This window comes from Wenyingzhuangia aestuarii, from assembly GCF_011927765.1.
In the GTDB taxonomy this organism is placed as follows: domain Bacteria; phylum Bacteroidota; class Bacteroidia; order Flavobacteriales; family Flavobacteriaceae; genus Wenyingzhuangia; species Wenyingzhuangia aestuarii.
In genome coordinates, this window is record NZ_JAATJG010000005.1 from 1 (window position 1) to 26,660 (window position 26,660).

The 26,660-nt window shown below is 32.6% G+C and carries 25 protein-coding genes and 3 tRNA genes; 14 read left to right on the forward strand and 14 right to left on the reverse strand.

The window, feature by feature from the left end:
- Positions 1-201: 201 nt before the first annotated feature.
- From GGR97_RS05960 to GGR97_RS05980, 5 genes are all read right to left on the reverse strand, one after another.
- A tRNA-Lys gene (locus GGR97_RS05960) sits at positions 202-274 on the reverse strand.
- Positions 275-279: 5 nt separating this feature from the next.
- Positions 280-361 (reverse strand) — tRNA-Tyr (locus GGR97_RS05965).
- A 32-nt stretch (positions 362-393) separates the two neighbouring features.
- A tRNA-Lys gene (locus GGR97_RS05970) sits at positions 394-466 on the reverse strand.
- 71 nt (positions 467-537) lie between these two features.
- Positions 538-1,299, reverse strand: a complete 762-nt coding sequence (locus tag GGR97_RS05975) for an ABC transporter ATP-binding protein (RefSeq protein ID WP_167897616.1) — start codon at positions 1,297-1,299, stop codon at positions 538-540.
- A 6-nt stretch (positions 1,300-1,305) separates the two neighbouring features.
- Positions 1,306-2,046, reverse strand: a complete 741-nt coding sequence (locus tag GGR97_RS05980; RefSeq protein ID WP_167897617.1) for an MlaE family ABC transporter permease — start codon at positions 2,044-2,046, stop codon at positions 1,306-1,308.
- Between the two features lie 94 nt (positions 2,047-2,140).
- On the opposite strand from GGR97_RS05980, the gene pafA reads away from it, so the two are divergent.
- Positions 2,141-3,787 carry an alkaline phosphatase PafA gene (gene pafA / locus GGR97_RS05985; RefSeq protein WP_167897618.1) on the forward strand — a complete coding sequence of 549 codons (1,647 nt, stop codon included), beginning with the start codon at positions 2,141-2,143 and terminating at the stop codon, positions 3,785-3,787.
- 76 nt (positions 3,788-3,863) lie between these two features.
- On the opposite strand, the gene GGR97_RS05990 is transcribed toward pafA, so the two are convergent.
- The 3 genes from GGR97_RS05990 to GGR97_RS06000 form a co-directional block, all read right to left on the reverse strand.
- Positions 3,864-5,222: a dihydrolipoamide acetyltransferase family protein gene (locus tag GGR97_RS05990; protein WP_167897619.1), complete on the reverse strand. Its 1,359-nt coding sequence runs from the start codon at positions 5,220-5,222 to the stop codon at positions 3,864-3,866.
- Between the two features lie 136 nt (positions 5,223-5,358).
- On the reverse strand, positions 5,359-5,919 hold the full coding sequence (locus GGR97_RS05995; protein WP_167897620.1) for a YceI family protein: 561 nt from the start codon (positions 5,917-5,919) through the stop codon (positions 5,359-5,361).
- A gap of 30 nt (positions 5,920-5,949) precedes the next feature.
- The gene (locus GGR97_RS06000) at positions 5,950-6,291 is read right to left on the reverse strand and encodes a MarR family winged helix-turn-helix transcriptional regulator (RefSeq protein WP_209272327.1); all 342 of its coding nucleotides are present in this window, start codon (positions 6,289-6,291) and stop codon (positions 5,950-5,952) included.
- Between the two features lie 293 nt (positions 6,292-6,584).
- Between GGR97_RS06000 and GGR97_RS06005 the strand changes: the two genes are divergently transcribed.
- The 6 genes from GGR97_RS06005 to GGR97_RS06030 all read left to right on the forward strand — a co-directional run bounded on the left by GGR97_RS06005 (position 6,585) and on the right by GGR97_RS06030 (position 11,395).
- Entirely contained in the window at positions 6,585-7,565 is a 981-nt protein-coding gene (locus GGR97_RS06005) for an outer membrane beta-barrel protein (RefSeq protein WP_167897622.1), read from the forward strand.
- Between the two features lie 90 nt (positions 7,566-7,655).
- Positions 7,656-7,994, forward strand: coding sequence for a P-II family nitrogen regulator (locus GGR97_RS06010; RefSeq protein WP_167897623.1), 339 nt, complete (start codon positions 7,656-7,658; stop codon positions 7,992-7,994).
- Positions 7,995-8,027: 33 nt separating this feature from the next.
- A complete protein-coding gene (locus tag GGR97_RS06015) occupies positions 8,028-9,230 on the forward strand; it encodes an ammonium transporter (protein ID WP_167897624.1) in 1,203 nt (400 codons plus the stop codon).
- Positions 9,231-9,337: 107 nt separating this feature from the next.
- The gene (locus GGR97_RS06020; protein ID WP_167897625.1) at positions 9,338-9,676 is read left to right on the forward strand and encodes a P-II family nitrogen regulator; all 339 of its coding nucleotides are present in this window, start codon (positions 9,338-9,340) and stop codon (positions 9,674-9,676) included.
- Between the two features lie 128 nt (positions 9,677-9,804).
- Positions 9,805-10,143, forward strand: coding sequence for a P-II family nitrogen regulator (locus GGR97_RS06025; RefSeq protein WP_167897626.1), 339 nt, complete (start codon positions 9,805-9,807; stop codon positions 10,141-10,143).
- A 4-nt stretch (positions 10,144-10,147) separates the two neighbouring features.
- On the forward strand, positions 10,148-11,395 hold the full coding sequence (locus GGR97_RS06030; protein ID WP_167897627.1) for an ammonium transporter: 1,248 nt from the start codon (positions 10,148-10,150) through the stop codon (positions 11,393-11,395).
- Positions 11,396-11,446: 51 nt separating this feature from the next.
- On the opposite strand, the gene GGR97_RS06035 is transcribed toward GGR97_RS06030, so the two are convergent.
- From GGR97_RS06035 to ppk2 (GGR97_RS06045), 3 genes are read right to left on the reverse strand one after another with little or no spacing between them, the layout of a single operon-like run.
- Positions 11,447-12,523 carry a hypothetical protein gene (locus GGR97_RS06035; RefSeq protein ID WP_167897628.1) on the reverse strand — a complete coding sequence of 359 codons (1,077 nt, stop codon included), beginning with the start codon at positions 12,521-12,523 and terminating at the stop codon, positions 11,447-11,449.
- A 5-nt stretch (positions 12,524-12,528) separates the two neighbouring features.
- Entirely contained in the window at positions 12,529-13,311 is a 783-nt protein-coding gene (gene ppk2, locus GGR97_RS06040) for a polyphosphate kinase 2 (RefSeq protein WP_167897629.1), read from the reverse strand.
- A 4-nt stretch (positions 13,312-13,315) separates the two neighbouring features.
- Positions 13,316-14,173, reverse strand: a complete 858-nt coding sequence (gene ppk2 / locus GGR97_RS06045; RefSeq protein WP_167897630.1) for a polyphosphate kinase 2 — start codon at positions 14,171-14,173, stop codon at positions 13,316-13,318.
- A 112-nt stretch (positions 14,174-14,285) separates the two neighbouring features.
- Here ppk2 (GGR97_RS06045) and GGR97_RS06050 point away from each other — a divergent pair, with 112 nt between their 5' ends.
- Entirely contained in the window at positions 14,286-15,236 is a 951-nt protein-coding gene (locus GGR97_RS06050) for a lipid A-modifier LpxR family protein (protein ID WP_167897631.1), read from the forward strand.
- On the opposite strand, the gene GGR97_RS06055 is transcribed toward GGR97_RS06050, so the two are convergent.
- Entirely contained in the window at positions 15,233-16,453 is a 1,221-nt protein-coding gene (locus GGR97_RS06055; protein WP_167897632.1) for a glycosyltransferase, read from the reverse strand. The two genes, GGR97_RS06050 and GGR97_RS06055, sit on opposite strands and share 4 nt — an antisense overlap.
- Before the next feature lie 64 nt (positions 16,454-16,517).
- Between GGR97_RS06055 and GGR97_RS06060 the strand changes: the two genes are divergently transcribed.
- Entirely contained in the window at positions 16,518-17,618 is a 1,101-nt protein-coding gene (locus GGR97_RS06060) for a DNA alkylation repair protein (RefSeq protein ID WP_167897633.1), read from the forward strand.
- Between the two features lie 4 nt (positions 17,619-17,622).
- Here the strand turns inward: GGR97_RS06060 and GGR97_RS06065 are convergent, their stop codons facing one another.
- Positions 17,623-17,937, reverse strand: a complete 315-nt coding sequence (locus tag GGR97_RS06065) for a 2Fe-2S iron-sulfur cluster-binding protein (protein WP_167897634.1) — start codon at positions 17,935-17,937, stop codon at positions 17,623-17,625.
- 59 nt (positions 17,938-17,996) lie between these two features.
- On the opposite strand from GGR97_RS06065, the gene GGR97_RS06070 reads away from it, so the two are divergent.
- Together GGR97_RS06070 and GGR97_RS06075 are read left to right on the forward strand one after the other, a co-directional pair.
- Positions 17,997-18,497 carry a hypothetical protein gene (locus GGR97_RS06070; RefSeq protein ID WP_167897635.1) on the forward strand — a complete coding sequence of 167 codons (501 nt, stop codon included), beginning with the start codon at positions 17,997-17,999 and terminating at the stop codon, positions 18,495-18,497.
- A 61-nt stretch (positions 18,498-18,558) separates the two neighbouring features.
- Positions 18,559-19,308: a hypothetical protein gene (locus tag GGR97_RS06075; RefSeq protein ID WP_167897636.1), complete on the forward strand. Its 750-nt coding sequence runs from the start codon at positions 18,559-18,561 to the stop codon at positions 19,306-19,308.
- A gap of 442 nt (positions 19,309-19,750) precedes the next feature.
- Here the strand turns inward: GGR97_RS06075 and GGR97_RS06080 are convergent, their stop codons facing one another.
- Positions 19,751-22,051, reverse strand: coding sequence for a type IA DNA topoisomerase (locus GGR97_RS06080; protein WP_167897637.1), 2,301 nt, complete (start codon positions 22,049-22,051; stop codon positions 19,751-19,753).
- Between the two features lie 218 nt (positions 22,052-22,269).
- Here GGR97_RS06080 and GGR97_RS06085 point away from each other — a divergent pair, with 218 nt between their 5' ends.
- The 3 genes from GGR97_RS06085 to GGR97_RS06095 are packed head-to-tail and all read left to right on the forward strand — an operon-like array spanning position 22,270 to position 26,582.
- Positions 22,270-23,619 carry a sigma-54-dependent transcriptional regulator gene (locus tag GGR97_RS06085; RefSeq protein WP_167897638.1) on the forward strand — a complete coding sequence of 450 codons (1,350 nt, stop codon included), beginning with the start codon at positions 22,270-22,272 and terminating at the stop codon, positions 23,617-23,619.
- A gap of 1 nt (position 23,620) precedes the next feature.
- On the forward strand, positions 23,621-24,160 hold the full coding sequence (locus GGR97_RS06090) for a heme NO-binding domain-containing protein (RefSeq protein ID WP_167897639.1): 540 nt from the start codon (positions 23,621-23,623) through the stop codon (positions 24,158-24,160).
- A complete protein-coding gene (locus GGR97_RS06095; protein ID WP_167897640.1) occupies positions 24,153-26,582 on the forward strand; it encodes a PAS domain-containing hybrid sensor histidine kinase/response regulator in 2,430 nt (809 codons plus the stop codon). Before GGR97_RS06090 ends, GGR97_RS06095 begins: the two co-directional genes overlap by 8 nt.
- Positions 26,583-26,660: the final 78 nt, after the last annotated feature.

A 26,660-nucleotide genomic window follows, 5' to 3' on the forward strand; every position in this document is an offset into this window, starting at 1 on the left:
TTAGAGCTCAGTTCAGAGGTGTTAAAAACGTTGAATTCTTCCTCTTTAGATTGACTAATATTTTTGCCTAAAACACAACTTTTAGGTATGATCCATAGTTAGGCTTTATTTATATCTAGAAAGACTACTTTATAAAAGCTATTTGTAAATTTTAATTTCTCTTTTAAATAAAAAAAGCTTCCCTTTTAGGGAAGCTTTTTGTGACCGGGCTGGGGCTCGAACCCAGGACCCTCTCCTTAAAAGGGAGATGCTCTACCAACTGAGCTACCAGGTCGTCCGTGGTGAGAGAAGGATTCGAACCTTCGAAGACATAGTCAGCGGATTTACAGTCCGCCCTCGTTGGCCACTTGAGTATCTCACCATGCAAATAACGTGTGTTATGTTTTAAATTTGTGACCGGGCTGGGGCTCGAACCCAGGACCCTCTCCTTAAAAGGGAGATGCTCTACCAACTGAGCTACCAGGTCATGAATACCACTCGTTATTGCGGGTGCAAATATAGTACTTTTATACAGTTACACAAAACATTTTTTAGATTTTATTCATCTAAATATACCTTTCTTACTTTCTTAAATAAATTGGAGCTGTACACAAAATCCACAACTGCTTCATTATCAGTTTTGAATATATCATTACTGGTCCCTTCCCACTCTTTTAAACCATCCTTTAAAAAAATAATTTTTTCTCCAATTTCCATCACAGAGTTCATATCATGGGTATTTATAACCGTTGTAATCTCATATTCATCTGTAATTTCTTGGATCAAATTATCTATCACAATGGCTGTTTTGGGATCCAAACCAGAATTAGGCTCATCACAAAACAAATATTTAGGTTTGGTGACAATGGCTCTTGCAATAGCCACACGCTTTTGCATTCCTCCAGACAACTCAGCAGGAAACTTATGATTGCTGTTCACTAGGTTTACTCTTTTTAAAACAAAGTCCACCCTTTCTAACATCTCTTCTGTAGATTGCTTGGTAAACATTTTTAAAGGAAACATTACATTTTCCTCTACAGTCATAGAGTCAAACAAGGCAGAACCCTGAAAAACCATTCCTATATCTTGTTTTAATTGTCTTTTCTCATCCGCAGACATAGACTCAGTAGTCGTTCCATTAAAGGAAATAGTTCCTTTATCTGGTATATGCAAACCTAACATGGTTTTTAAAAACACCGTTTTACCCGATCCACTTTGTCCAATTATCAAACTTGTTTTAGAGGGTTCAAAAACCGCATTAATTCCTTTTAATACAGGTGTTCCTCCAAACCCTTTTTCTATTCCTTTAATTTCTATCATAACAGCTTAGCTTAACAACATTTGGGTTAAAAAATAGTTGGTAATAATAATGGTTACAATGGTCCAAACCACTGCTTTGGTACTTGCGCTTCCCACTTCTAACGAACCTCCTTTTACATAATAGCCAAAATAAGAGGGTACCGTAGCAATTAAAAAGGCAAATACGGTAGATTTTATCAAGCTATAGACTATCAAAGAGGGTTTAAAATCCATTCTAATTCCTGTAATATAATCTTGCTGTTCAAACAAACCGGTTGCCACACCTGCTATCCAACCTCCTAAAATCCCTAAAGTCATGGCTAATAACACCACAAATGGGTAAAACAAAACCGTAGCTATAATTTTAGGTAAAACTAAATAATTTAAAGAATTAATCCCCATTACTTCTAAAGCATCAATTTGCTCTGTAACACGCATGGTTCCAATACTAGAGGTAATATAAGAACCTACTTTACCCGCTAGAATAACCATAATAAAGGTTGATGAAAACTCTAAAATCATAGATCTTTTGGTCGCAAAACCAATTAAATCTTTAGGTATAATAGGGTCTTCTAGGTTTAAGGCTGTTTGAATTGCCACTACTCCACCTATAAAAACGGATATAAAAGCAACAATACCAATAGACTTTACTCCCAAATCGTCAATTTCTCTAAATACAGCTTCTCTAAAAATTTTTCCGTTTTGTGGTCTTCTAAAAACGCTTTTTAGCATAATTACATAAGCCCCAATACTATTTATATAACTCATTCTTTAGATTTTTAGCTAAAATATCAATTCCTTAACAATTAAGTAGTGAATTCTAATTACTTTTAGTCCGATAAAATTCAAACCATATATTACCATGAAAAAAATAATGAGTATTGTTTTGCTATGCAGTCTATTTGTTGCAAATGCTCAAAAAAAACCAAAACTAGTTGTTGGGATTGTTGTAGATCAAATGAGATACGATTATTTATTACGTTTTAAAGATAAATTTGGTTCTAAAGGTTTTAACAAACTAATTGCTGACGGAACTACCTACGAAAACGGACACTATAATTACATACCAACCTATACTGCCGTAGGACATACTTCTGTATACACAGGAACTACTCCAAAAAACCATGGAATTATTAGCAACAACTGGTACGATAAATTTGAGAAAAAATCTATTTATGTAGTAGATGATCACAACTACAAAACTGTAGGGTCTACTTCTAAAGAGGGAGAAAAATCTCCTTATAGATTAATTGCTTCTACCATTGCAGATCAATTAAAAGTTTCTCAAGACTTTAAAGGAAAATCTATAGGAATTGCTATTAAAGATAGATCTGCTATTTTACCTGTTGGTCACACTGCTGATGTTGCTTATTGGTTTGATGGGGGTAAAAACGGAAAATGGGTAACGAGTTCTTTTTACACAGATAAACTACCTAATTGGGTTAGCTTGTACAACACCGAAAATAAGTTAAAATTAGATGAATATTTAGCATCTCCATGGGTTACTAAAGAAAAATTAGAAGAGTATACAGAGTGTACTACAGACAATCATTATTTTGAAGGAACTTTTAAAGAGGAAGACAAACCTGTGTTTCCTCACAACTTACCTCATCTTAAAGAAAAAAATGGAAACTACAGTTTGTTAAAAACAACTCCGTTTGGAAACAGCATTACCTTAGATTTTGCCAAGCAAATTATTAAAAACGAAAAATTAGGGAAAGACAAAACTTATTCAGACTTTTTAGCGGTTAGTTTATCTAGTACCGATTATATTGGTCATAAATACGGTCCTGCTTCTTTAGAAATTCAAGATACTTACTTGCGTTTAAATGATGATTTAGATGATTTTATAGATTTTTTAAATCGTAAAGTGGGGAATGATAATTATGTATTGTTCTTAACTGCCGATCACGCAGTAGTACAAATTCCTCATTACTTAATAGATCACAAGGCTCCTGGAGGTTATTTTTCTAACAAAAAATTATATCAAAAATTGATGGATTTTACGTTTAAAAAGTACAAATCAACCAAATTGATTGAGAATATTTCTAACAATCAGGTTTTCTTAAATCGTAAAGAAATTTCATCTTTAAGCTTAGATATAGAAACTTTAGAAAATGAATTGATTGAAGTTTTAATCAATTACAAAGATATCCACAAAGCTGTTTCTGCACATACATTACAAAGAACTGAGTTTACCAAAGCTCCTTTAAGTCTACTTCAAGAAGGATACAATCAAAAACTATCTGGAGATGTATTATTTACCTTAGAACCTACAATTATTGGAGAAAACTATGTAAAAGGTGGAACTACACACGGTACGGGTTACAATTACGATACGCATGTGCCTATTCTATTTTATGGAGGTAACATTGCCAAAGGAAAAGTGGTTAGAAAATCGGTAAACATTACACAAATTGCTCCTACAGTTAGTAACTTACTTAGAATTCAAGAGCCCAACATGAGTTCTTTAGATATTTTAACGGAAGTATTTGCAAAGGATGAATAACATATACTAGCTGAATACAAAAATGCCTCTTAGTATTTACTAAGAGGCATTTTTTTTTAGGCTATAAAGTTGAGGTTTAGATTTCTCTGTTTACATCCCAAGCTTCTAAAATATCTTTAATTTCTTTAATAAACATTCCTCCCATAGCACCATTAATAACACGGTGATCGTAAGAATGAGAAATATACATTTTCTGACGGATTCCTATAAAGTCCCCTTCTGGAGTTTCTATAACCGATGGCATTTTTCTAATAGCTCCTAATGCTAAAATAGCACACTCTGGTTGATTGATAATAGGGGTTCCAAATACAGAACCAAAACCACCAATATTAGTAACGGTATAGGTTCCTCCTTTAATATCATCTGGTTTTAAGTTATTAGACTTAGAACGTACTGCCAAATCGTTTACGCATTTCGTCATACCCACTAAATTTAAATGCTCTGCATTTTTAATAACAGGTACTATTAAATTTCCATCAGGCAAAGCAGAAGCCATTCCTAAATTAATGGCTTTTTTAACCACAACTTTATCAACTCCATCATAGGCAATGTTTACCAATGGATATTTTTTTAAAGCCTGAGCCACAGCCATCATAAAAATAGGAGTATACGTTAATTTTTCTCCTTCTCTTTTTAAGAAAGCATCTTTTACTTTATCTCTCCACTTTACAATATTAGTCACATCAACTTCTATAAAAGATTGTACATGCGCAGCTTTATGCTTAGAGTGTACCATATGATCCGAAATTAATTTCCCCATTCTAGATAAGGTAACCAATTCATCTCCTGCATGAACTTCTAAAGTATGTGTAATTGCTTTTTGATCAATAGCAATTGTTTTTTCTTGTACTTGTTTTGTGTGTTCTGTTTTAGCAACAGGTTTTGCCACAGCAACTTCTTTGGATCTGTGTTTTACATAGTCCAAAATATCTTCTTTGGTAACTCTTCCATCCAAACCAGACCCTTTAATAGCATCTAATTCTTCTTGAGAAATTCCTTCTGTAGCAGCTATTTTTTTAACCAACGGAGAGTAAAAGTTACCTTCTGTGTTAGTAATAGCCTGTTTTTTAGCAGTAGATACATTTTGTATTACCTGATGAACCTCAGCTTCTACCGTAGCCACAACCTCCTCTACCTCATTAGGTACTTCTTCAACGGTATCTTCTGTAGCCAAAGTAGCATTATCAACATTTTCATCTGTTTCTATAATGGCTAAAACTTGCCCTACTTTAACAATATCTCCTTCTTGATATATTTTTTCTAACAAAATACCTGATACATCACAAGGAACGTCTGAATCTACTTTATCCGTAGCAATTTCTACAACAGATTCATCCATCTCAATAGTATCTCCTACCTCTTTTAACCAAGAAGTTATCGTAGCCTCAGCTACACTTTCCCCCATTTTAGGTAATCTTAATTCAAATTTAGACATGTATTCGTATTTGTTTCTTCTGCGAATTTACTAAATATCGCGGTCTTTATATATACCTACAAATAATTATATACACAAAAGCCTGATAGTTGTTAGCTATCAAGCTTTTAGTTTTAACTACAAAGTAATTTTTTAATTAAAATACAATGTGAATTGCTAATTCAAACTCATCGTTAATTGCTTTGTCTTTTAAATTGTCAAAAAATGACTTAGATCCATAACGAATATCAAACTTAGTTCTGTCTACACTTACATCTCCAGAAATAACTTTTCCTTTTTTAACCAAAGTAAACGCTTGCTTTTCTGTGTGACCTTTAATTGTTAAGTCTCCTTTTACCGTATTTCCATCTACACTTGTAATAACAAAAGTTGCTGTTGGGTGACTTGCAACTCCAAAAAAGTCATCAGATTTTAAGTGTCCATCTAATTTGTTTTTGTAATCTCCTGTTAAATCTAAGGTATTAATGGTACTCATATCAACTACAAACGTACCTCCTACTAACTTACCTTCTTTTAAAACAACCTCACCACTTTTAAAAGCTATGGTTCCGTTGTGTTGCCCTGTTACTTTTTTTCCTACCCATTTAATAGTACTCTTTTTTACGTCAATTGGCTTTTTTCCTGCATGTGCAGTTAAAGACATTGTAAATACAGCTAAAACTGCTAAAATTCCTGATTTGATACTTGTTGCTTTCATTTTGTTTTGATTTTTGTTGTTAATTGATGTTTATTGTTTTACTTTTTTTAATAATTCTATTAATTGTATTAACTCTTCTTCAGTTAAATTAGAAGTTAAGCCTTTTTCATAATCTACCAAAGCTTGATCTATTCCTGCTAAGAGCCCTAAACCTCTATCTGTAATAAAAATCTCAATCTTTCGTCGGTTTTCTTCACAAGTCTTACGCTCTAATAATCCTTTTTTTCTAAGTTTTTCTACCAACCTGGTCGTATTACTCATTTTATGAATCATATGTTCTTGTAGTACGTATAAGTTTATAGGTAGTCCATCTTGCCCCCTCAGTATACGTAAAATATTATACTGCTGTACGGTAAGGTCGTATGTTTTCATAAAACTATTGATTTGTTCTACGACATAATTCCCCGAAACAATAAGATTTATGACAGCTACATTACTCAGGTTTTCCACGTTTTTGACAGTTTTTACAGTTGTTACTACAACAAATGTATATACAACAGTATCATAAAACAAGAAAAAAACAACTTTTTTTTTAGGCTACTTAGTTAGTAAACACTGGGAATACGTATAAAACTGCGAAAAAGCAGGTACTTTTTTCTTGTAGCATACGTATTAATACGTAGCTTTGTCTCAGATAAAACTTAAAAACATAAAAAAACTTTATCATGAAAAAAATTATTTTATCAGCATTAATGTTAACAGGTATGTTAACTTTTGCACAAGACGGAAAATTATCAGTTTCAGGAACAGTAGATTTCTACGGAACAGTAAACACAGTTGATGGACCTGGTGCTCCTGGTTTATTAGTTGATACTCCTGAAACAGCTACTATGTTTGGATTAGGTATGGCTAATACAATTTTTGCATACGAATCTGGAAAAGCTGGAGCTGTTGTTGATTTAGCTTACGGACCAAGATCGGCAGATGCTTCTGGATACGGTGGTATTGTAAACCAAATGTATGCTTACTACAGTATTAATGATAAATTAACCGTTACTGCTGGACAATTTAACACGTTCTTAGGATACGAAGTAATTTCTCCTGCTGCTAACTTTAACTATACAGTATCTTACTTATTTAATGCTGGACCATTTACTCACGTTGGTGCTAAATTAGACTACGCTGCTTCTGAAGATTTATCTTTCATGTTAGCTGTAACAAACCCACATGGTGATTTTGGAACTGGATACGGTAACGAATTTGCTCAGTTAGGTTTCCAAGTTGGATTTAAAGGACAATACTTAAACATTGCTTATGGTGCTGACGGATTTGGTGCTACTGACCAATTATATATTGACTATACAGGAGGATTTGATTTAGCTGAATCTACATACTTAGGGATTAACGCAGCTTATTCAACTTCTGAAGATGCAAAATCAGGATACCAAGGTGTTGCATTATACTTACAACAAGCAATTACAGACTCTTTCTCTTTAGGATTACGTCCAGAATACTTTGCTCTTAACGGAGATGCTAATGCTGATGAAGCTGTTACTGCAATTACTTTAACTGCAAACGCTGCTTTAACTGAAAACTTAAGTGTTATTGCTGACTTAAGAGTTGACTCTTCTGATGATGCTATTATTGAAGGATCTGTTGAAGATAGCTTAACTCAATTCACAGTTGCTGCTGTATACTCTTTCTAATCTAAGAAAAGTTTAAACAAATCATCTGGCAAGGTGTGAATCTTGCCAGATAACAAAAAATATATTCAACCTAAATTTAAACTTTCAATTATGAAAAAAATCGAAGCAATCATCAGAAAATCAAAGTTTTCTGAGGTGAAAGAAGCTTTACACGATGTAGGTGTTAACTTCTTCTCTTACTGGGATGTGACTGGATTAGGGAACGAAAAAGTAGGAAAAGTATACCGTGGTGTATCTTTTAGTACTAACGATATCCAAAGACGTCAATTGTCAATTATTGTAAACGATGATTTTGAACAAATCACTGTAGATACATTAATCAAAACCGCTTCTACTGGAGAAGTTGGAGATGGAAAAATCATCGTATCAAACGTATTAGAAACTTACCGTATCCGTACTGGAGAAAAAGGTGGAGACACATTAAAATAAACTAAAACTAAAAACTTTTAAAATTTAAATATTATGGATACAAGTGCAATCATGGGAGCTTTGTGGATAATTATATCGGGAATATTAGTATTCTTTATGCAAGCTGGATTTACCCTAGTAGAAGTTGGATTTACTCGTTCTAAGAACGCAGGAAACATTATTATGAAAAACTTAATGGACTTAATTGTAGGTTCTATTGGGTTCTGGGCAATTGGATATACAGTAATGTATGGTGAGTCAATTGGAGGTTTTATTGGAACTCCTTCTTTATTTTACAGCGAAGGTGCTGATATGTACAACTTATTCTTTCAAACTGTATTTGCTGCTACCGCTGCAACTATTGTTTCTGGAGCTGTTGCAGGTAGAACTAAATTTACTACTTACATTATCTTCTCTTTTATTGTAACAGTTATTATATACCCTATTTCAGGACACTGGCAATGGCAAGGTGATGGATGGTTAACTCAATTAGGTTTTATTGATTTTGCTGGATCTGCAATTGTACACTCTGTAGGAGGATGGGCTGCATTAATTGGAGCTATGTTAGTGGGACCAAGAATTGGAAAATATAAAGATGGTGTTTCTCAAGCTATACCAGGACACAACATTGTATATGGTGCTTTAGGTGTAATGATCTTATGGTTAGGATGGTTTGGATTTAACGGAGGTTCTCAGTTAGCTTTTGGTTCTGAAGAAGATGTAATTGCTGTAGGTAACATTTTAATTAACACAAACTTAGCTGCTGCTTGTGGTGCTGCTGCTGCCTTATTCTACACTTGGTTACGTTACGGACAACCAGATATTTCTATGACATTAAACGGAGCTTTAGCTGGATTGGTAACAATTACTGCTGGATGTGCCAACGTTTCTGCTGGTTCTGCTGCAATCATGGGATTAATTGGAGGTGTATTAGTTGTAATTGCTATTACTTTTATTGATGAAAAATTAAAAATTGATGATCCAGTAGGTGCTGTTTCTGTACACGGAGTTTGTGGTACTTTAGGTACTATTTTAGTAGGTGTATTTGCTACCGAAGGTGGATTAATTAATGGTGGTGGTGCTGCTTTATTAGGAGTTCAAACAATTGGAGCATTAGCATATGCTGGATGGGCTTTAGTTACCTCTTTCATAGTATTCTCTATCTTAAAAGCTACTATTGGAATTAGAGTTTCTGAAAAAGAAGAAATTGAAGGATTAGACAAAGCTGAACACGGAATTGGAGTTTATAACGACTAATTAATTTGTTTTAAGTTTATATGAAAAACAGCCTAAATCTACTGTAGAATTAGGCTGTTTTTTTAAACATAAAAATTGTATATTTATTTACGTAAAATAGTATCAAAATGAAAAAAATAGAAGCAATCATTAGAAAATCAAAATTTTCTGAAGTAAAAGAAGCATTACACGATGTTGGAGTTAACTTTTTCTCTTATTGGGATGTTACCGCATTAGGAAATGAAAGAGTTGGTAAAGTATACAGAGGTATTTCTTTTAGTACTGCAGATATTCAAAGAAGATTTTTATCAATTATCGTAAATGACGATTTTGAAGAAGCTGCCATTGCTGCCATATTAAAATCGGGTGCCACTGGAGAAGTGGGTGATGGGAAAATTTTTGTATATGACGTAGAAGAAACTTACCGAATTAGAACTGGTGAAAAAGGTGGTGAAACACTGAGATAAGTCTATACTTAAAAAATAAATTCGTAAAAATACGTAGTGAATTGTAATTCACTACGTATTTTTTTTGTTACTAAAAGGCTATTTGATTCATATCTATTATATTTGCGATTGATTATAAAACTAAAACAATGAAAAAAATCGAAGCAATCATTAGAAAATCAAAATTTTCTGATGTAAAAACAGCTTTACATGATGTAGGGGTAAATTTTTTCTCTTACTGGGATGTAACTGCCTTAGGTAACGAAAGAGTTGGTAAAGTTTACAGAGGAATCTCTTTTAGTACAGCTGATATTCAAAGACGTTTCTTATCTATTATTGTTAATGATGACTACGAACAAGCTACCATTGATGCTATTTTAAAATCGGGGGCTACTGGAGAAGTGGGTGACGGGAAAATTTTTGTATACGATGTACAAGAAACATACAGAATTAGAACAGGTGAAAAAGGAGGAGAAACTTTAAGATAAACATATGGAAACTACACTAAACTTTACGATTGATAATTTATGGATGATGATATCCATAGCATTGGTATTTATTATGCATTTAGGTTTTTCTGCTTTAGAAGTAGGATTGGCTAGATCTAAAAATGCCATCAACATCTTATTTAAAAACTTTATGATTGTTGCTATTGGTTTACTAACCTATGCAATTTGCGGTTTTAACTTAATGTATCCTGGTGGAGAATTTTCTATTTTTAATTTCTCTGGTTTTGGACTTTCACTTCCAGAAAACGGGCTAACTGCTGGTTACAACGGTAGTTTTACGTATTGGACAGACTTTTTATTTCAAGGAATGTTTGCTGCCACTGCAGCAACTATTGTTTCTGGTGCTGTTGCCGAAAGAATTAAATTAGGTTCTTTCTTAATTTTCTCTCTACTATATGTAGGGATCATCTACCCTATAGTTGGTTCTTGGGGTTGGGGAGGTGGATTTCTTGCCAACATGGGATTCCATGATTTTGCAGGATCTACATTTGTACACTCTGTTGGTGGATGGGCTGCTGTAGTTGCCGTTATTTTATTAGGACCTCGTTTGGGTAAATATTTATCTGATGGAACGATCAAACCTATTGAAGGTCATAACATGCCATTGGCTGCCTTAGGAGTTTTCTTATTGTGGTTTGGATGGTTTGGTTTTAACGGAGGTTCCGTATTATCTGCAGATCCTGGAGTTGTTTCTCTTGTATTAGTAACCACCTCTTTGGCTGCTGCATCTGGTGTAGTTGCAGCTTTTATCACTTCTTATTTTAAATTTAAAACATACGATATTACCATGGCTTTTAACGGTTCTTTAGCGGGACTAGTTGGAATTACTGCTGGAGCAGATGTAATGTCTCCAATGGATGCTATTATTATAGGGTTTATTGCAGGAGTTGTAATTGTATTTGCCGTTGGATTTATTGATCGTTTAAGACTAGATGACCCTGTAGGTGCTATTGGTGTACACTTAATTTGTGGTGTATTAGGTACTTTAGCTGTAGGTGTTTTAGGTGATAAAGGAGTATTTACTACAGGTTCTTTTGCACAATTAGGAATACAAGCATATGGTATAATGGTTGTAGGTATTACTTGTTTAATTACCTCTTTTATTATTCTTTTTGCAATTAAGAAAACCATTGGTTTACGTGTAACTGAAAAAGAAGAAGTAGAAGGATTAGATATTCACGAACATGGAATGAACGCTTACGAAGGTATCAACGTAAACGATAATGACTAATATTACTAGTCTATAAAAACCAAAAAGCCGAGCAAATTTGCTCGGCTTTTTTTAGGACCTTCCTACCTTAAAACCATTGACATCTTGATAATGTTTTACCACAAAATCAAAAGCGGTTTCTAATATTTCTCCCATAGAGTTACACTCTTTAAATTTGGGGTCCTTCGTGTAATCAAACAAATCTTTTTTTAACTGTACAATCTTTTCATCTGGAGATATTTTATCTTGAAGCATACAATTAATCAACTCCTTAATTCTTTTCTTGCCTAACAAAATACGTTTGGCAATGGTAGAGCGTTCCTCTTGCTTGTATTGTTCTATAGATTCTGCTCGTAAATTGTTATGAACCATTTCTACATACTGACTGTTTTCTTTTAAAAACTGAGGCATATATACTTTTAATCGTCCTTCGTAACATTGTTGATCAAAATCTATGGCTCTAATTCTATAACGTACCTGATCAAAATCATGTGTAGGTACAATTACGTAATTATAAGACCTCATATCTCCTAACAAACGAACAATACAACGTTCGTTAAACTTTACATACTCTTTGGCAATTTGCTTTTGTGTTCTTACAGAATAAGATTCTAATCCTGCTTCTATAAAAGTATCTCCCGGAATTCCAGAAATATGATCTTCTATTAAGGTTTCTTTGTATACTAAAAAATTAATCCTGTTAGGAGATAACAAATGCTCTAACTCTAAACCATATACTCTAGAAGCATCTGCTTTTTTAATATACATATAGGTATAGTTGTCATTCAGTACATTTCTAACCTTAATTCTAAAAGGTTTTGAATTTCCAAACGTACAATAATCAACCGCATCTATATTTAAAAAGGGGACCGAAGTATCAGAACCATCACCATGTAAAATAGAATATACTTTTTTTAAGTCTTTGTCTATATGAGTTCTTTCGTGTTCTGGATAATAAACTCTAATCCACAGGGTATCATCACCATTTTCATCATACACTTCTATTCCACCCGAAAAGCGAAGCAAATCTTCATAAAAAACAGGAATTAAAGCATTCCTGTTGTAATTAGATAAATACTCGCTAAAAAAAGGCTGAATGGGATATGTTGGCTTTTTTTTAGATATTTTTTGATATTGTGAATCGTCCATAAAGTTTATACTTTTCTATTCTTATCGTAAGAAATTCTAGACAATAAGTATTTAATAGCATTTACCCTTGCAAACGTTTTTTTGTTGGCCTTGATTATTTTCCAGGGTGCATAATCTGTATTGGTATTGGTAAACATTACTGTTTTGTACTTTGTGTACTCATTCCACAGCTCTTGTGCTTTTTCATCTACAGGAGTTATTTTCCATTGTTTTAAAGGATTCGTTTTAATTTCTTCAAAACGTTTTGCCTGTTCGTCTTTGGTAATAGACATGTAAATTTTAACCAACTTAATTCCTGAAGAAGTAATCATACGTTCAAAATCGTTTACGTTGTTCATAAAACGAACGTATTCTTCTTGCGTACAAAAACCATTTACAGGTTCTACCACAGCACGGTTGTACCAACTACGGTCAAAAAAAACAATTTCTCCTGCTTTAGGAAACTTATTAATATATCGCTGAAAATACCACTGTGTTCGTTCTTCATCTGTAGGTTTTGGTAAGGCTACAATTCTAAAGTGACGAGGGTTAATTCTTTCTGTAATTCTACGAATAGCCCCTCCTTTTCCAGCAGCATCTCTTCCTTCAAAAACAACAATTACACGTTGGTTTTTTTCAATAACCTCTTCGTGCATTTTAATGAGCTCGTTCTGTAATCTTTTTAAGTTCTTAATATAATTAACACTTCTTAATGCTTTTTGAACGTTTACTTCTTCATCAGACAACAAAGCTTGCAAACCTTTTTTACTATTAAGATTTTTAATATCTCTTTCTGTTAAATTCTCCATGTGCTTAGTCTATTTGATAAGATGATCTAAAATAATGCATTACTACGTTGGGATCTGGAAATAAATTTGCTTTTGCTTCCTCTTTTCCATCATAATCAAACTTAGACAATACATAACGGATACTTTCTAACCTAGCTTCTTGCTTATCATTGGTTCTAACAATTACCCAAGGACTATAGGTCGTATGAGTTTTACTAAACATATGCTCTTTAAAAGTGGTATACCTGTCCCACAATTCTTGCCCTTTTTTATCTACAGGACTAAACTTCCATCTCTTTAGAGGATTCTCTTGTCTTGAATCAAAACGAGATAGTTGTTCATGCTTAGAGATAGATAGCCAAAATTTAATAATCACCAAATCATCTTCATAAAGCATATGCTCAAACTCGGGTACTTGAGCCATAAATGTTTTGTATTGTTCATCGGAACAAAAGCCCATCACAGGCTCTACTACAGCTCTGTTATACCAACTTCTATCAAAAAAAACGATTTCTCCTGGGTTAGGTAATTCTTTAATATAGCGCATAAAATACCACTGCCCTTTTTCAATATCAGTAGGCTTATTTAAGGCTACTAATCTGGTAGAACGCGGATTTAAATGCTCCATAAATCTACGGATAGATCCACCTTTACCGGCAGCATCTCTCCCTTCAAAAATAATAGCCACACGCTTGTTATTTTTCTTAACCCACTGCTGAAGCTTTACCAACTCTATTTGCAAAAGCTTTAGTTCTTCTTCGTATTTTATTTTATTTAGAATTACAGAAACATCTATATTTTTCTGCTCTAATTTTTCTATCAATTCTTGTCTTGAAACAACCGAAGCTAAATCTTCTATTGTTAACTTTTCTTTTTCACTCATCTCTTAGATTTATGTCTTTTTAGCGACAAAGTAAATATACATATTCCACTCCTTTTAACATAGTTTTAGAAGCTTAATAATTGTACTTTTGACAACTTAAAGTCCTTATTTCATGAAAATTTTAAGAGTAGTAACTACCTTAATCATCACTTTAAACATATACAATACAACAGCTCAAAACAAAACTGACAAAGAATTTGGTTTTATTTCTGACAATGATTTATACGTCTCTTTTTTTCTTGATGAGTATTACACCAATGGTTTGGAATTGTTTTACAAACAGGCAGTAAGTACCAAATACGGGAACTTTTACAAAAAAATCAAACACTTACAGTTAGGTCAAAAAATGTACAATCCTTATGAATCTGATGTACCAAATGTTTACAACCAAGATAGGCCTTATGCTGGTTATGTATATGCTCGTTATGCAGAACAATTTATAAACAATAAAAACCTATTAACCATTGGAATAAATGTAGGTTATACAGGAAAAAAAACAGGAGCTAAAGAGGCTCAAACCTTTATTCATCAATTCTATAATATTGAAGAATCGGAAGGTTGGAAAACCCAAGTAAAACAAATTTTAAGCTTAGGAATTCATGCCAACTACGTATATAGTTTATTTTACAAACCCGAAAGCAAAGCACAGGTATCGTTTATAAATAAGACTACACTAAATACGATTTTTGCAAATGTTTCATCGGGAATAGCCTTTAAATACAATACTACAGATTCTAAAACCACAGCAATAGCCAACACTTCTTTTTTTGAAACGGCTTTACAAAATGCTAACGAGGAGTGGATTAAAGAAGGCTACTGGGGATTAAAATCTTATGTTACCTACCAAATAAGTGACAAAACCATTACAGGGGAATTATGGAACAATCCCTCTCAAAAAGAGTTTACAATTGAACCTTGGGTTTGGTATACCGATATTGGTTACTATTGGAACTTAAAAAAATGGAACATTAGCTACCATCAAGTTTTTCACACCAAAAAAACAGTGCAAATTGCAACCCAATGGATTCGATACGGAAGTATTCAAATCTCCTATAAATTTTAATTTTTGTTTTTTTCTTCTATCCATTTAGATAGATACATAGAACTTTTTAAAGTGTGATGTTGCAACATGGCTCCTATAAAGTTTTGGGTTCTTTGTTGCTCTAAATTCTCTATTAAATATTGCAATCGATCCTTAAAAACAGCTGTGTAATTCTCTTTTGAGAATCTAGTACGCAACACTTCTTTCCCTTTTAACACATAACTTTTCCAAAGTTGCTCGTCTGTATACATAGCCACAGATTTTGCCACAAAATGCTCTACAGAATTAGAAATTGCTTGGTTAAAATCTACAGTACCAAACATTCCTTCCGCACCAATTTTACTCGTTACAAACGGAGTATCGTTTTGCATGGCATCTATAATTTTTCCTTTTAACCCTGCACCAAACCGAACAGGAGCCAAACAAACTTTTACCTCCTGCATTACTTTGTTTACATCTTCTGCCCTACCGTGTACCCAAAAACCTTCTTTGGGTTGATGCAACTGAAAAACTTTTTCTGAAGGATATCCTCCATAAATATGCAAGTTAGCTTTGGGCAGTTGTTTTTGAATCGCTGGCCAAATATGTTGTTTTAATTGCAAAACGGCATCCCAATTAGGTGCGTGAATAAAATTACCAACGAATAAAAAGTCTTGTCTTTCTAAAAAATCAGGTTTTGGACTGGTGTCTACCTCTACCACAAAAGGGAAATACCACAATAAATAAGAAGGTACTTTGTAAATTTCTTGTAAATAATTGAGCTCAAATTCTGAAATCGTAAAGGTAGCATCACATCTAAAAATACTGGCAATTTCTCTTTTAGCATCTTCTGTACAAAGTTGCTCTGTAGGTAAAGCCTCATTTTTTTTAATGGCTTGTTGCCTTGCTTTTCTTAAAAAATGCAAATCCTCAGAATCTAAAATTCGAATCGCTTGGGGACAGTTTTTTTCTATTCGCCAACCAAATTGTTCTTCCATCATAAAACGATCGAACAATACAATAGACGGGTTTAAATTCGCAACAAAACCATCAAAAGAAGAATGGTTAAGTGCAATAGCTTGCGTATTCACATCTATAGCTGACAAATCATAAGCAGAGTCTGGTTTTTGCGCAGGACTCACAAAAGTTACCTGATAACCAGAATTCTGAAATTGCGCTATAATTTGAAGCATTCTACTACCTGCTGCTGTAGCCGTAGGTTCTGGCCAAACGTAACCTATAATTAAAAGTGATTGCATTTGACAAAAATATAGAATTGATTTGACAGGTTTTTAATTTCCATTCTTTAAATTTATAGAACTTATGGAGCCACTAAAAAACGCATACAATCGTACATTTTTTAACACTTTTCTAAAAGCTTTTAAAGAAGTACAACCAACTACCGATTCTGAAAAATTCTTATCGCTTATTTTTACTGCTCAATGGGAAAAACACGAGCTAAAGGAAAGAATGCACCACATAGCCAAAACCATGCATTCTTTTTTAAATCCTGATTTTAGAAAGGCCGTTCAAGAAATAAAACAACTAATTCCTGTTTTACAAAAACATGGAATTTCTGGCGGTTACGAATATTTGTTTTTACCTGATTATATAGAAATATACGGTCAGGATTATTTGGTAGAAAGCGTAACTAGTTTTGAAACCATTACTCCTTTTATTAGCTGTGAATTTGCCATTCGTCCTTTTATAAAACAAAATCCTAAATATGTAATGGCTAAAATGACTGAGTGGAGTTTTCATACCAATCTCCATTTAAGAAGATTAGCTAGTGAAGGATGCAGGCCTCGTTTGCCTTGGGCAATGGCACTACCCGATTTTAAAAAAGATCCTAGCCCCATTATTCCTATTTTAGAAAACTTGCTAAATGATGAGGAATTGTATGTAAGAAAAAGCGTTGCCAACAACTTAAATGACATTTCTAAAGATCACAAAGACCTACTAATTTCTTTTACAGAAAAACATTTTGGAGAAACAGAACCTACCGATTGGATTTTAAAACATGCCAATAGAAATTTATTAAAACAAGCAGAACCTAAAATATTAACTGTTTTTGGTTTTGGAAACACCGCTGAAATTGATGTTCAAAATTTTAAAATAAACACAAACAAAGTTACCTTAGGTGATGATTTGTATTTTTCTTTTGACATTACAAACAATCATAAAAACCCTCTATTAATTCGTTTAGAGTATGCTGTTTATTATCTTAAAAACAACGGAACATTATCTAAGAAAATATTTCAAATTAGTCAAAAAGAGTTTCCCAAATATAGTACCCATATCCTTCAGAAAAAGCAACATTTTAAACCTATTTCTACAAGAAAATATCATTTTGGAAAACACAAAATAGCCATTATTGCCAATGGTAAAGAGTTTGACGTTTTAGAATTTGATTTAATAGAATAAAACCTTAAACAAAATCTTCGGTATCATATTGCAAAACAGCCCCATCTAAAGCTGCGGTTAAAGAAATCTGACAGGTTAATCTTTTGCTCTTGTCTAAAAAATTAGAGGTTAAACACAGCTTTTCTTCTTGAGTTTTATCAGCTACTAAATTTCCGGAAATTACTTTTACAGCGCAAGTACCACACCAGGCACGTCCCATACAATCGCCAAAATCTTCCAAGCCTTCTGCTACAATAAACTCCATCACACTTCTATAAGCATATACTTTAAAATGCAGTTCGTGTTGGGTAGCTAGACTATCTATATAGGTAAATTTCATCTTTTAAAATTAGCGTTTCATTATTAAAATCTATGTGGTTTTTCTTGTATTTTTAAATTATGGATTTAGATTTTATACTGGATAAAAGAATAGACAAAGATTTTTTAATTCAAACCTTTAAGGAGCAAGCAGAAGTGCATGCAGCAGCTATACAAGTAGCTTTAAGCAACAAGCAACCACACGCTTGGAGAGCTACTTGGATTTTAACACATTGTACCAAAAAAGACGATGACAGAATACATCCTTACATAGATGAGTTCATCAAAGCAATAGATCAAAAAAAAGACGGCCATCAACGAGAAATTTTAAAAATTTTAGATAAAATGAGCTTAGATGAGGAGCAAGAAGGTAGGCTGTTTGATATTTGTATGAATCTTTGGGAAAACATTGCCAAAGCACCTGCGTTAAGATACATGGCTTTTAAACAAATTCACAAAACCTATCAGAAATATCCAGAACTAAATGGTGAGTTGGAGTTTATTTCACAAGAACATTATCTAGAATCTTTATCTCCAGGAATTAAAAAAATTATTCATAGAATTATTAAGACAGGGAAATAATTATTCCATTCATCCGTTTTTAGTATATTCAACATCTATTAAAAGAACCCACACAACCCTTATGAAAAAACTAGCTTTCTTACTATTTACTATAGGTATGGTCTTTTCCATACAATCGCAAAATAAATTAAATGATTATGGATACGTTATTATTCCTAATCAGTTTTCTTTTCAAAGCGAACCAAATGAATACAACATTAATAAAGTATTACAAGCTACTTTAAACAAATATAATTTTAAAGCTTTTATCAAAGGTGATGAAATTATAGAAGGAATAAATCCTTGTGACATTCTACATCTTGATGTTGATAAATCTGGATTTATGGCTACCAAAATGACTTTGATTTTTAACGATTGTTATGGTAAAGAAATATTAACAAGTATAGAAGGTAAGAGTAGAATTAAAGAATTTCAATCTAGTTATTTTGAAGCTTTAGGTGCTGCGTTAAAAGACAAAAATATTTCTGAACACAAATACATTCCAAAAGAAACAGTGGTAAAAAAAGCAGTTACAAAGGCTGTTGTTAAAAAAACAGAAACAATTACAAACCATAATACTCCTGAATTCACCTTAGAATTTAAAAACAAAAAATATGCTTTTGTAAAAACAACAAACAATAGCTACAACATTCTTGTGAATAACAATTTAGTAGGAACCCTAAAACAAGAAAAAACAAACGAAACCTATACCATAAACACAACCAGTATTAAGGGAACAGGAATTTTTGACGATTTTGGGAACTTTATATTAACACGTGTTAACCCCGTTAACAATGCCACCATACAAGATACCATGGCTAGAATAAACTAGTAGACAAATACTTAGATTTTTGAAAACACACAAATATTAACAAATGTTTGTGTGTTTTTGTTTTTTACCCAATTTACTTATATTCGGATAGACTAATACCCCTAAAACTAATATTAATAATGCGAAAAAAACGTAATTGGTTAAAACGCCCTACAAAAAAATTGATTATAAACGCTACTACAATTTGGTTCTTAATTACTTTTTCTTTTTACTTTACGGTAAACGACATTCTAAATGAAAGTTTTATACAGTCTAAGTTTTCATTTATGTATTTTTTAATTGCCACTTATGGAATTCTTAATTACAAATTAATTCAGAATTATTACTTTAGAACAAGGTTCTCACATATTTATTACAGAAAGTAATAAGTCCATATCAAAAAAGAGACAAGCCTATAATAGACTTGTCTCTTTTTTGATAAAATTGAAAACTCTTATTGCTACTAAGAGTTTAACAATTCCCAAACCAAAGCCTTAGTAAGTTCTTTACCTCCTGCTTTGCTTTTTATAGTTGTAAATTCCATTTTAAAATCACAGCCTGCTTTATAATTAGAACAACCATAGGCAGAACTTCCTTTTAAAATAGTTCCTTTTTTACATTTTGGACAGGTTAACACCTCAGGAACCTTAGTTACTTTTACTTCTTTGGTTTTTAACATCAATTGAAAAGCATCATTAAAAACAACGGCTCCATCCTTTTTTCCTTCTTGAGTTACAAAACCTTTTAAGTTTACCGTACTTCCTTTACTTAACAATCTTGTGAACTGATTTTCTGATATTTTTTTCCCTTGAAACTCAAAAGGCAATACAAAATCACAATTCTCATTATACTTACTACAGCCATAGGCCTTAGATCCTTTTAATAGATGGCCTTGCTTGCATTTTGGGCATTCCATCCCCATGATCCCCTTGCTTTGTTTTTTAGCTGCTGTAACCGTTGTTTTGCTAACTGCATCAATCACAATGGGTCTATGATTAGACAAACGAACTTCTACCACTAAATCATCCACCATTTTTTTCATGTTGTTAATAAACGTAGCAGCATTGTAAGTTCCTTTCTCAATATCTTTTAATTGCTTTTCCCACTCCCCTGTTAATCTTGCCGATTTTAGCAATTTATTTTGAATGGTACTTATTAATTGAATTCCTGTAGAAGTAGGCAAAATTTGCTTTTTATTTCTTTCTATATAATTTCGTTTAAACAACGTTTCTATAATATTGGCACGAGTAGAAGGTCTTCCAATACCATTTTCCTTCATCAAATCTCTAAGTTCATCGTCTTTTACTTGCTTACCTGCTGTTTCCATAGCACGTAACAAAGTAGCCTCTGTATATTGCTTGGGAGGTTTGGTTTCTTTTTCTAAGAAAGAGGGTTCGTGCTCTCCAGACTCTCCTTTAACAAAGGTTGGCATAATCACTTCTTCATCAGCTTTTTTAGCAGCAGCTTCTTTTTGCTCTGCAGTTTTAAAAACAACTCTCCACCCTTCTGATAAGATTTCTTTACCTGTGGTTTTAAATCCTATTTTTTCAACCTCAGCCAATACAGTAGTATTAGACACATCACTATCTGGATAAAAAACGGCTATAAACCTACGTGTAATAATATCGTAAACCTTTTGTGCATTGGCATGCAAAGGCTCTTCTATACCTGTAGGAATAATGGCATGGTGATCGGTTACTTTTTTATCGTTAAAAACCTTGGTTGATTTTTTGATTTTTGCCTCTGCCAACACAGGTGCTGTTAACCTAGCATATTGGGTTAATTTTGATAAAATTCCTCGTACTTTAGGATAGACATCATTGGGTAAAAAAGTGGTATCTACACGCGGATAGGTAACAACTTTTTTCTCGTACAAACCTTGTGTAATTTTTAAGGTTTCATCGGCAGTAAACCCAAATTTATTATTACAATACACCTGTAATCCTGTTAAATCAAATAATTTAGGTGCGTATTCTTTTCCTTTCTTTTTTTCTACAGAAACAATTTCTAAAGGTTTCCCTTTAATCAATTCCATTGTTTGTTCTCCGTCTTCCTTTTTTAAATATCGTCCTTGCTCATTATTAAAAACGGTATCTCTATAAAGGGTCTGAATTTCCCAATAAGGCTGGGGTTTAAAATTCTGAATTTCTAAAAATCGATGAACCACCATAGCCAGTGTAGGGGTTTGTACTCTACCAATAGACAATACTTGTCGATCTCTACCATATTTTAAGGTATACAAACGGGTTGCATTCATTCCCAACAACCAATCTCCTATAGCTCTAGAACTTGCTGCATAATACAAGTTGTCATATTTTTCTGCTGGAATCAACTTCTCAAAACCTTCCTTAATCGCTTCCGTTGTTAAAGAAGAGATCCACAAACGTTCTACTTTTCCTTTGTAACCTGCTTGGTTAATCACCCAACGCTGGATCAATTCTCCCTCAGTTCCAGCATCCCCACAGTTGATAACAACAGCGGCTTTGTCAAATAAAAATTTAATAGTTCTAAATTGTTTCTGTACGCCTTTGTCTTCCATCACCTTTACCTCAAACCTTTCTGGCAACATGGGCAAAGTATCTAAATTCCAACTTTTCCAATGGGGTTTGTATTCGTGTGGAGCAAACAATCCGCATAAGTGTCCAAAAGTCCATGTAACTTGATACCCATTTCCTTCAAAATAACCATCACATCGTACGTTAGCTCCTAATACAGAAGCTATTTCTTTGGCAACACTTGGTTTTTCGGCAATACAAACTTTCATCAATACTTAATTACAAAGGCAAATGGCCTATTATTTATGACTAATACAACTGTCTAAAGGAGCAAATATACTAGAAACTTTTTCTAATTTATACAACTTTTTGTAAAGTCACAGCTCAATAAACAAATCTTAATTTGAAACTTGGTTCCTTTTATTTTTATTGTGGAATTAAAAAAAATAACTTAATTTAAATACCTATAAATTATTAAACTTATGGAATGAATAACTTCAACATATCTATTGTAGAAGATGATAAGTGGTACGCTGAATTGTTAAAATATAATCTTGAACTAAACCCAGACAATGTTGTTCGTTGTTTTGATAGTGGATTGAGTTTTTTAAAAAATCAAAAAAAAGCTCCCGACCTAATTTGTTTGGACTATAACATTCCTGATATTGAAGGTCTTGAATTGTTTAAAAAAGCAAAAGAAAAATTTAAAACTTCTGAAATTATTATAATTTCGGGTCAGAATGATGTAAGCACAGCTATTAGTCTTTTAAAAAATGGTGCTTATGACTATTTGGTAAAAGATAGCGATACCAATGAACGACTTTGGAATGCCATTATTAAAATTCGTGAAAAAGAGAATTTACAAACTGAGATTAAACAACTTAGAAAAGAGGTAAAATCTAAATACAATTTCACCAATTTAATTGGAGAAAGTACCGAAATCAAAAAAATATCGGCACTTATAGAAAAAGCAGGGAAAACAAATATTACTGTTTCTATTACCGGAGAAACGGGAACAGGTAAAGAAGTGGTTGCCAAATCTATTCATTACAATTCTAAAAATAAAAACAAACCTTTTGTAGCGGTAAACGTTGCTGCCATTCCAAGTGAACTGATAGAAAGCGAACTTTTTGGACACGAAAAAGGAGCTTTTACAGGGGCTAGTAACAAACGTATTGGAAAATTTGAAGAAGCCAACGGTGGAACAATTTTTTTAGATGAGATTGGTGAAATGGATTTAAACGTACAAACCAAATTGTTAAGAGTTTTACAAGAAAAAGAAATTGTTAGAGTGGGTGGAAATTCCAAAATCCCTTTAAATTCTAGGGTAATTATTGCTACTCATAAAAACTTATTAGAAGAAGTGAGTAATGGTAATTTTCGTCAAGATTTGTACTACCGATTGTTAGGAATTCCTATTAAAATACCTGCATTAAGAAAAAGAGACGGAGACATTGTTTTATTAGCCAACTACTTTTTAAACAATTTTTGTGCAGAAAACGGTATGCCTACCAAAACACTAAGCAACAATGCTGTTGCCAAACTAAATGCATATCCATTTCCAGGAAATGTTAGAGAACTAAAAGCGCTAATGGAACTGGCTGTGGTCATGAGTGAGGGAAATGTGATTCAAGAAGAGGATATTTCTTTAAGAGTAAACGGAGATTCTCTATCTAATTTAATGACTCAAGAATTAAGTTTAAAAGAATATATAGCCAAAATTGTACAGAATGTTCTAGACAATAATGACAAAAACGTGATTAAATCAGCAAAAATTCTACAGATTGGAAAATCAACAATCTATAGAATGATGCAAAATAAAGAAATAACTATTTAAGATGAAGGGAATCGTATTTACAGAGTTTTTAGAATTGGTTGAAGAACAATTTGGAATAGAAACAGTACAACAAATTATAGATCAGTGTGAATTGTCTACAGAAGGAATATACACCGCTGTAGGTACCTACAGTCATAAAGATATTTTTATGATGGTACAAAAACTATCCGAATTAAAAGAGATTCCAATTCCAGAGCTACTTAAAGTTTATGGAAAATACTTCTTTACCGTATTAAGTAATGGATATCCACAGTTTATGAAAGAAAAAGACCTTTTCTCTTTTTTAGATTCTATTGATAATTACATTCATGTAGAAGTTCTAAAACTATATCCCGATGCAGAACTTCCTAAGTTTGATTCAGAAATAATTGATAATAAAATGACTCTATTATATCAATCTACTCGCAAAATGTCTGACTTTGCTATAGGTTTAATTTTGGGAGCTGCAGAATATTATAATGAACCTAACATTAAAATAGAGGTTCTAAAATTAGAAGACGAAGGGCAAAAAGCACACATTAAAATTGAGCGTTTTGAGTAATGAGGAAAGTTTTTATAAAAAAGCGTATCTAAGAGAAAAACAAGCTAGAAAACAAGCTGAAAAAATATTAGAAGATAAATCTCTAGAGCTTTACAACACCAATGAACAACTCAAGTTTTTAAACAATAACTTGGAAGTTGAATTGGTGGATAGGCTAAAGCAAAAACAAATAATAGAACAAGAGTTTAGTTCTTTTGTGAACAAGGCTACCGATATTATTTACAGATTAGACCCTAAGGGTTGTTTTACCTTTGTAAATCCTATGACCGAACTTATATCTGGATTTACTGCAGAAGAAATTATAGGTCAAAGCTTTACTTATTTTGTACATCCTGATGATAAGGTAGAGGTAGAAAGTTTTTACTCTGAGCAAATAGAAATGCAACAAGAATCTACCTATTTTGAATATAAAATTAAATCCAAAGAAGGAAGAGATATTTGGCTAGGTCAGAATGTACAAATTATATATAAAGAAGAAGGAATTTCTGGATTTATTGCCATTGCAAGAAATATTACCGAAAGAAAACAGCTAGAGAAAAGTATCATTCAAAGCGAAGAAAAGTACCGTGGTATTATTGAAAGCTTAGAATTTGGGATCCTAGAAGTAGATACCAAAGGAATAATTACCAAAGCACACTCTTCTTTTAGCACACTTACTGGGTATACGCAAAAGGAATTAATAGGAAAAAATCCTTATGAATTTTTACATCCAGATTCTTATGCACTAATGCAGCTACAAGAAGAGAAAAGAAAAGACAAAGTAGCCGATGTATATGAAGTACAAATAAAGAAAAAAACAGGAGAATACATTTGGGTAATTATAAGTGGTGCTCCTTTTTATGATACCGAAGGAAACCAAACAGGGTCGGTAGGAATTCATTTAGATATTACCGAAAGAAAAAAAATGGAGGAGGATTTAAAAAAGGCGAATGAAAAAGCCTTGGCTTCATCTAAATCTAAAGAATTGTTTTTTGCAAAAGTTAGTCACGAAATACGAACTCCATTAAATGCTGTAGTGGGTTTAACAGATTTGTTGCTAAAAACAGACTTAAATCCAACTCAAAAAAAATACACCTACAATATAAACAAATCTGCCAACAATTTATTATTGCTTGTAAACGATATTCTTGATATTACAAAAATTGAAAAAGATCAATTAAGTATTAACAACAAGCCTTTTAAACTTAAAAACTTTCTTAATAACATTCATGCTACGCTAGATTATCAAGCGCAACAAAAAGAATTACCCCTATTAATTTCTGTAGATAAAAACATAGAAAATCATTACATATCGGACGAGCTTAGATTAACACAAATAATTATAAACTTAGCAAACAATGCCATTAAATTTACTTCTATTGGTTATGTTAAAATTCTTTTAGAGTTAGTTTCTATCAAAAAGAACCAACACCTTATTAAGTTTTCTGTAATAGATACCGGTAAGGGAATTGCCCAAGATAAAATAGACAAAATATTTAATGAATTTACACAAGAGTCTACCAATACCTTTAACACTTACGGAGGTTCTGGCTTAGGATTGGCCATTAGTAAAAAATTGGTAGAACTTTTAGGAGGAACCATTCAAGTAACCTCTAACCTTAACAAAGGATCTACCTTTTTCTTTACCCTACCTTTTACAATTGCCGAAAAGAAAAAGAAAAACACAAAAAAAGAAGAAACAACTGTTTTTACGGCAAAGGATTGGTCTGCAACCAAAATACTAATTGTAGAAGACAACCCTATCAACCAACTTGTAATTCAAGAAACCTTAACGATTTGGAAAGTACAACACAAAACAGTTAACAATGGCTTAGAGGCTGTAGAACAAATTAAACAAGAAGAGTTTGATATTGTGTTAATGGACATGCAAATGCCTGTTATGGATGGAATTACAGCAACTAAAGAAATTAGACAAACCTTAAAATCTAACGTTCCAATTATTGCATTCACAGCCAATGCGATGAAAGCCGATATTCAAAAATGTTTAGAGGTAGGAATGAATGATGCAATTACCAAACCTTTTAAAGAGGAAGAACTAAAAAGTAAAATTCAAAATTTAGTTTCTAAAAATCACATCATTAAAAAAAGTAAAAACATCAAACCTTTATTGCATATAGACAAACTAGAGGAGTTAGCACACGGAAACATGGCTTTTGTAATTAAAATGCTACATATATTTAATGAAACTAGTCAACAAGAGTTAAAAACACTTAGCGAAACTACAGACTGTAATGTCATCAGTCAAATAGCTCATAAAATAAAACCTTCTATCGGTTATTTATCAACCTTAGAAATGCAAGAATTAGTCTTAAAAATTGAATTTAAAGAGTTTGTAAACAATCCCGAATTGCTAGATAAATTTATTTCCATGCTAAAAACCTTAAAAAAAGAATGTAAAAATCACTTAGATAAACATTCCTAAAACTAGAATACCATCCCATTTTGGGACAAAACAGAAAACATAAAAAACCTCAAGCCCTTTATAATCAAAGGGTTTGAA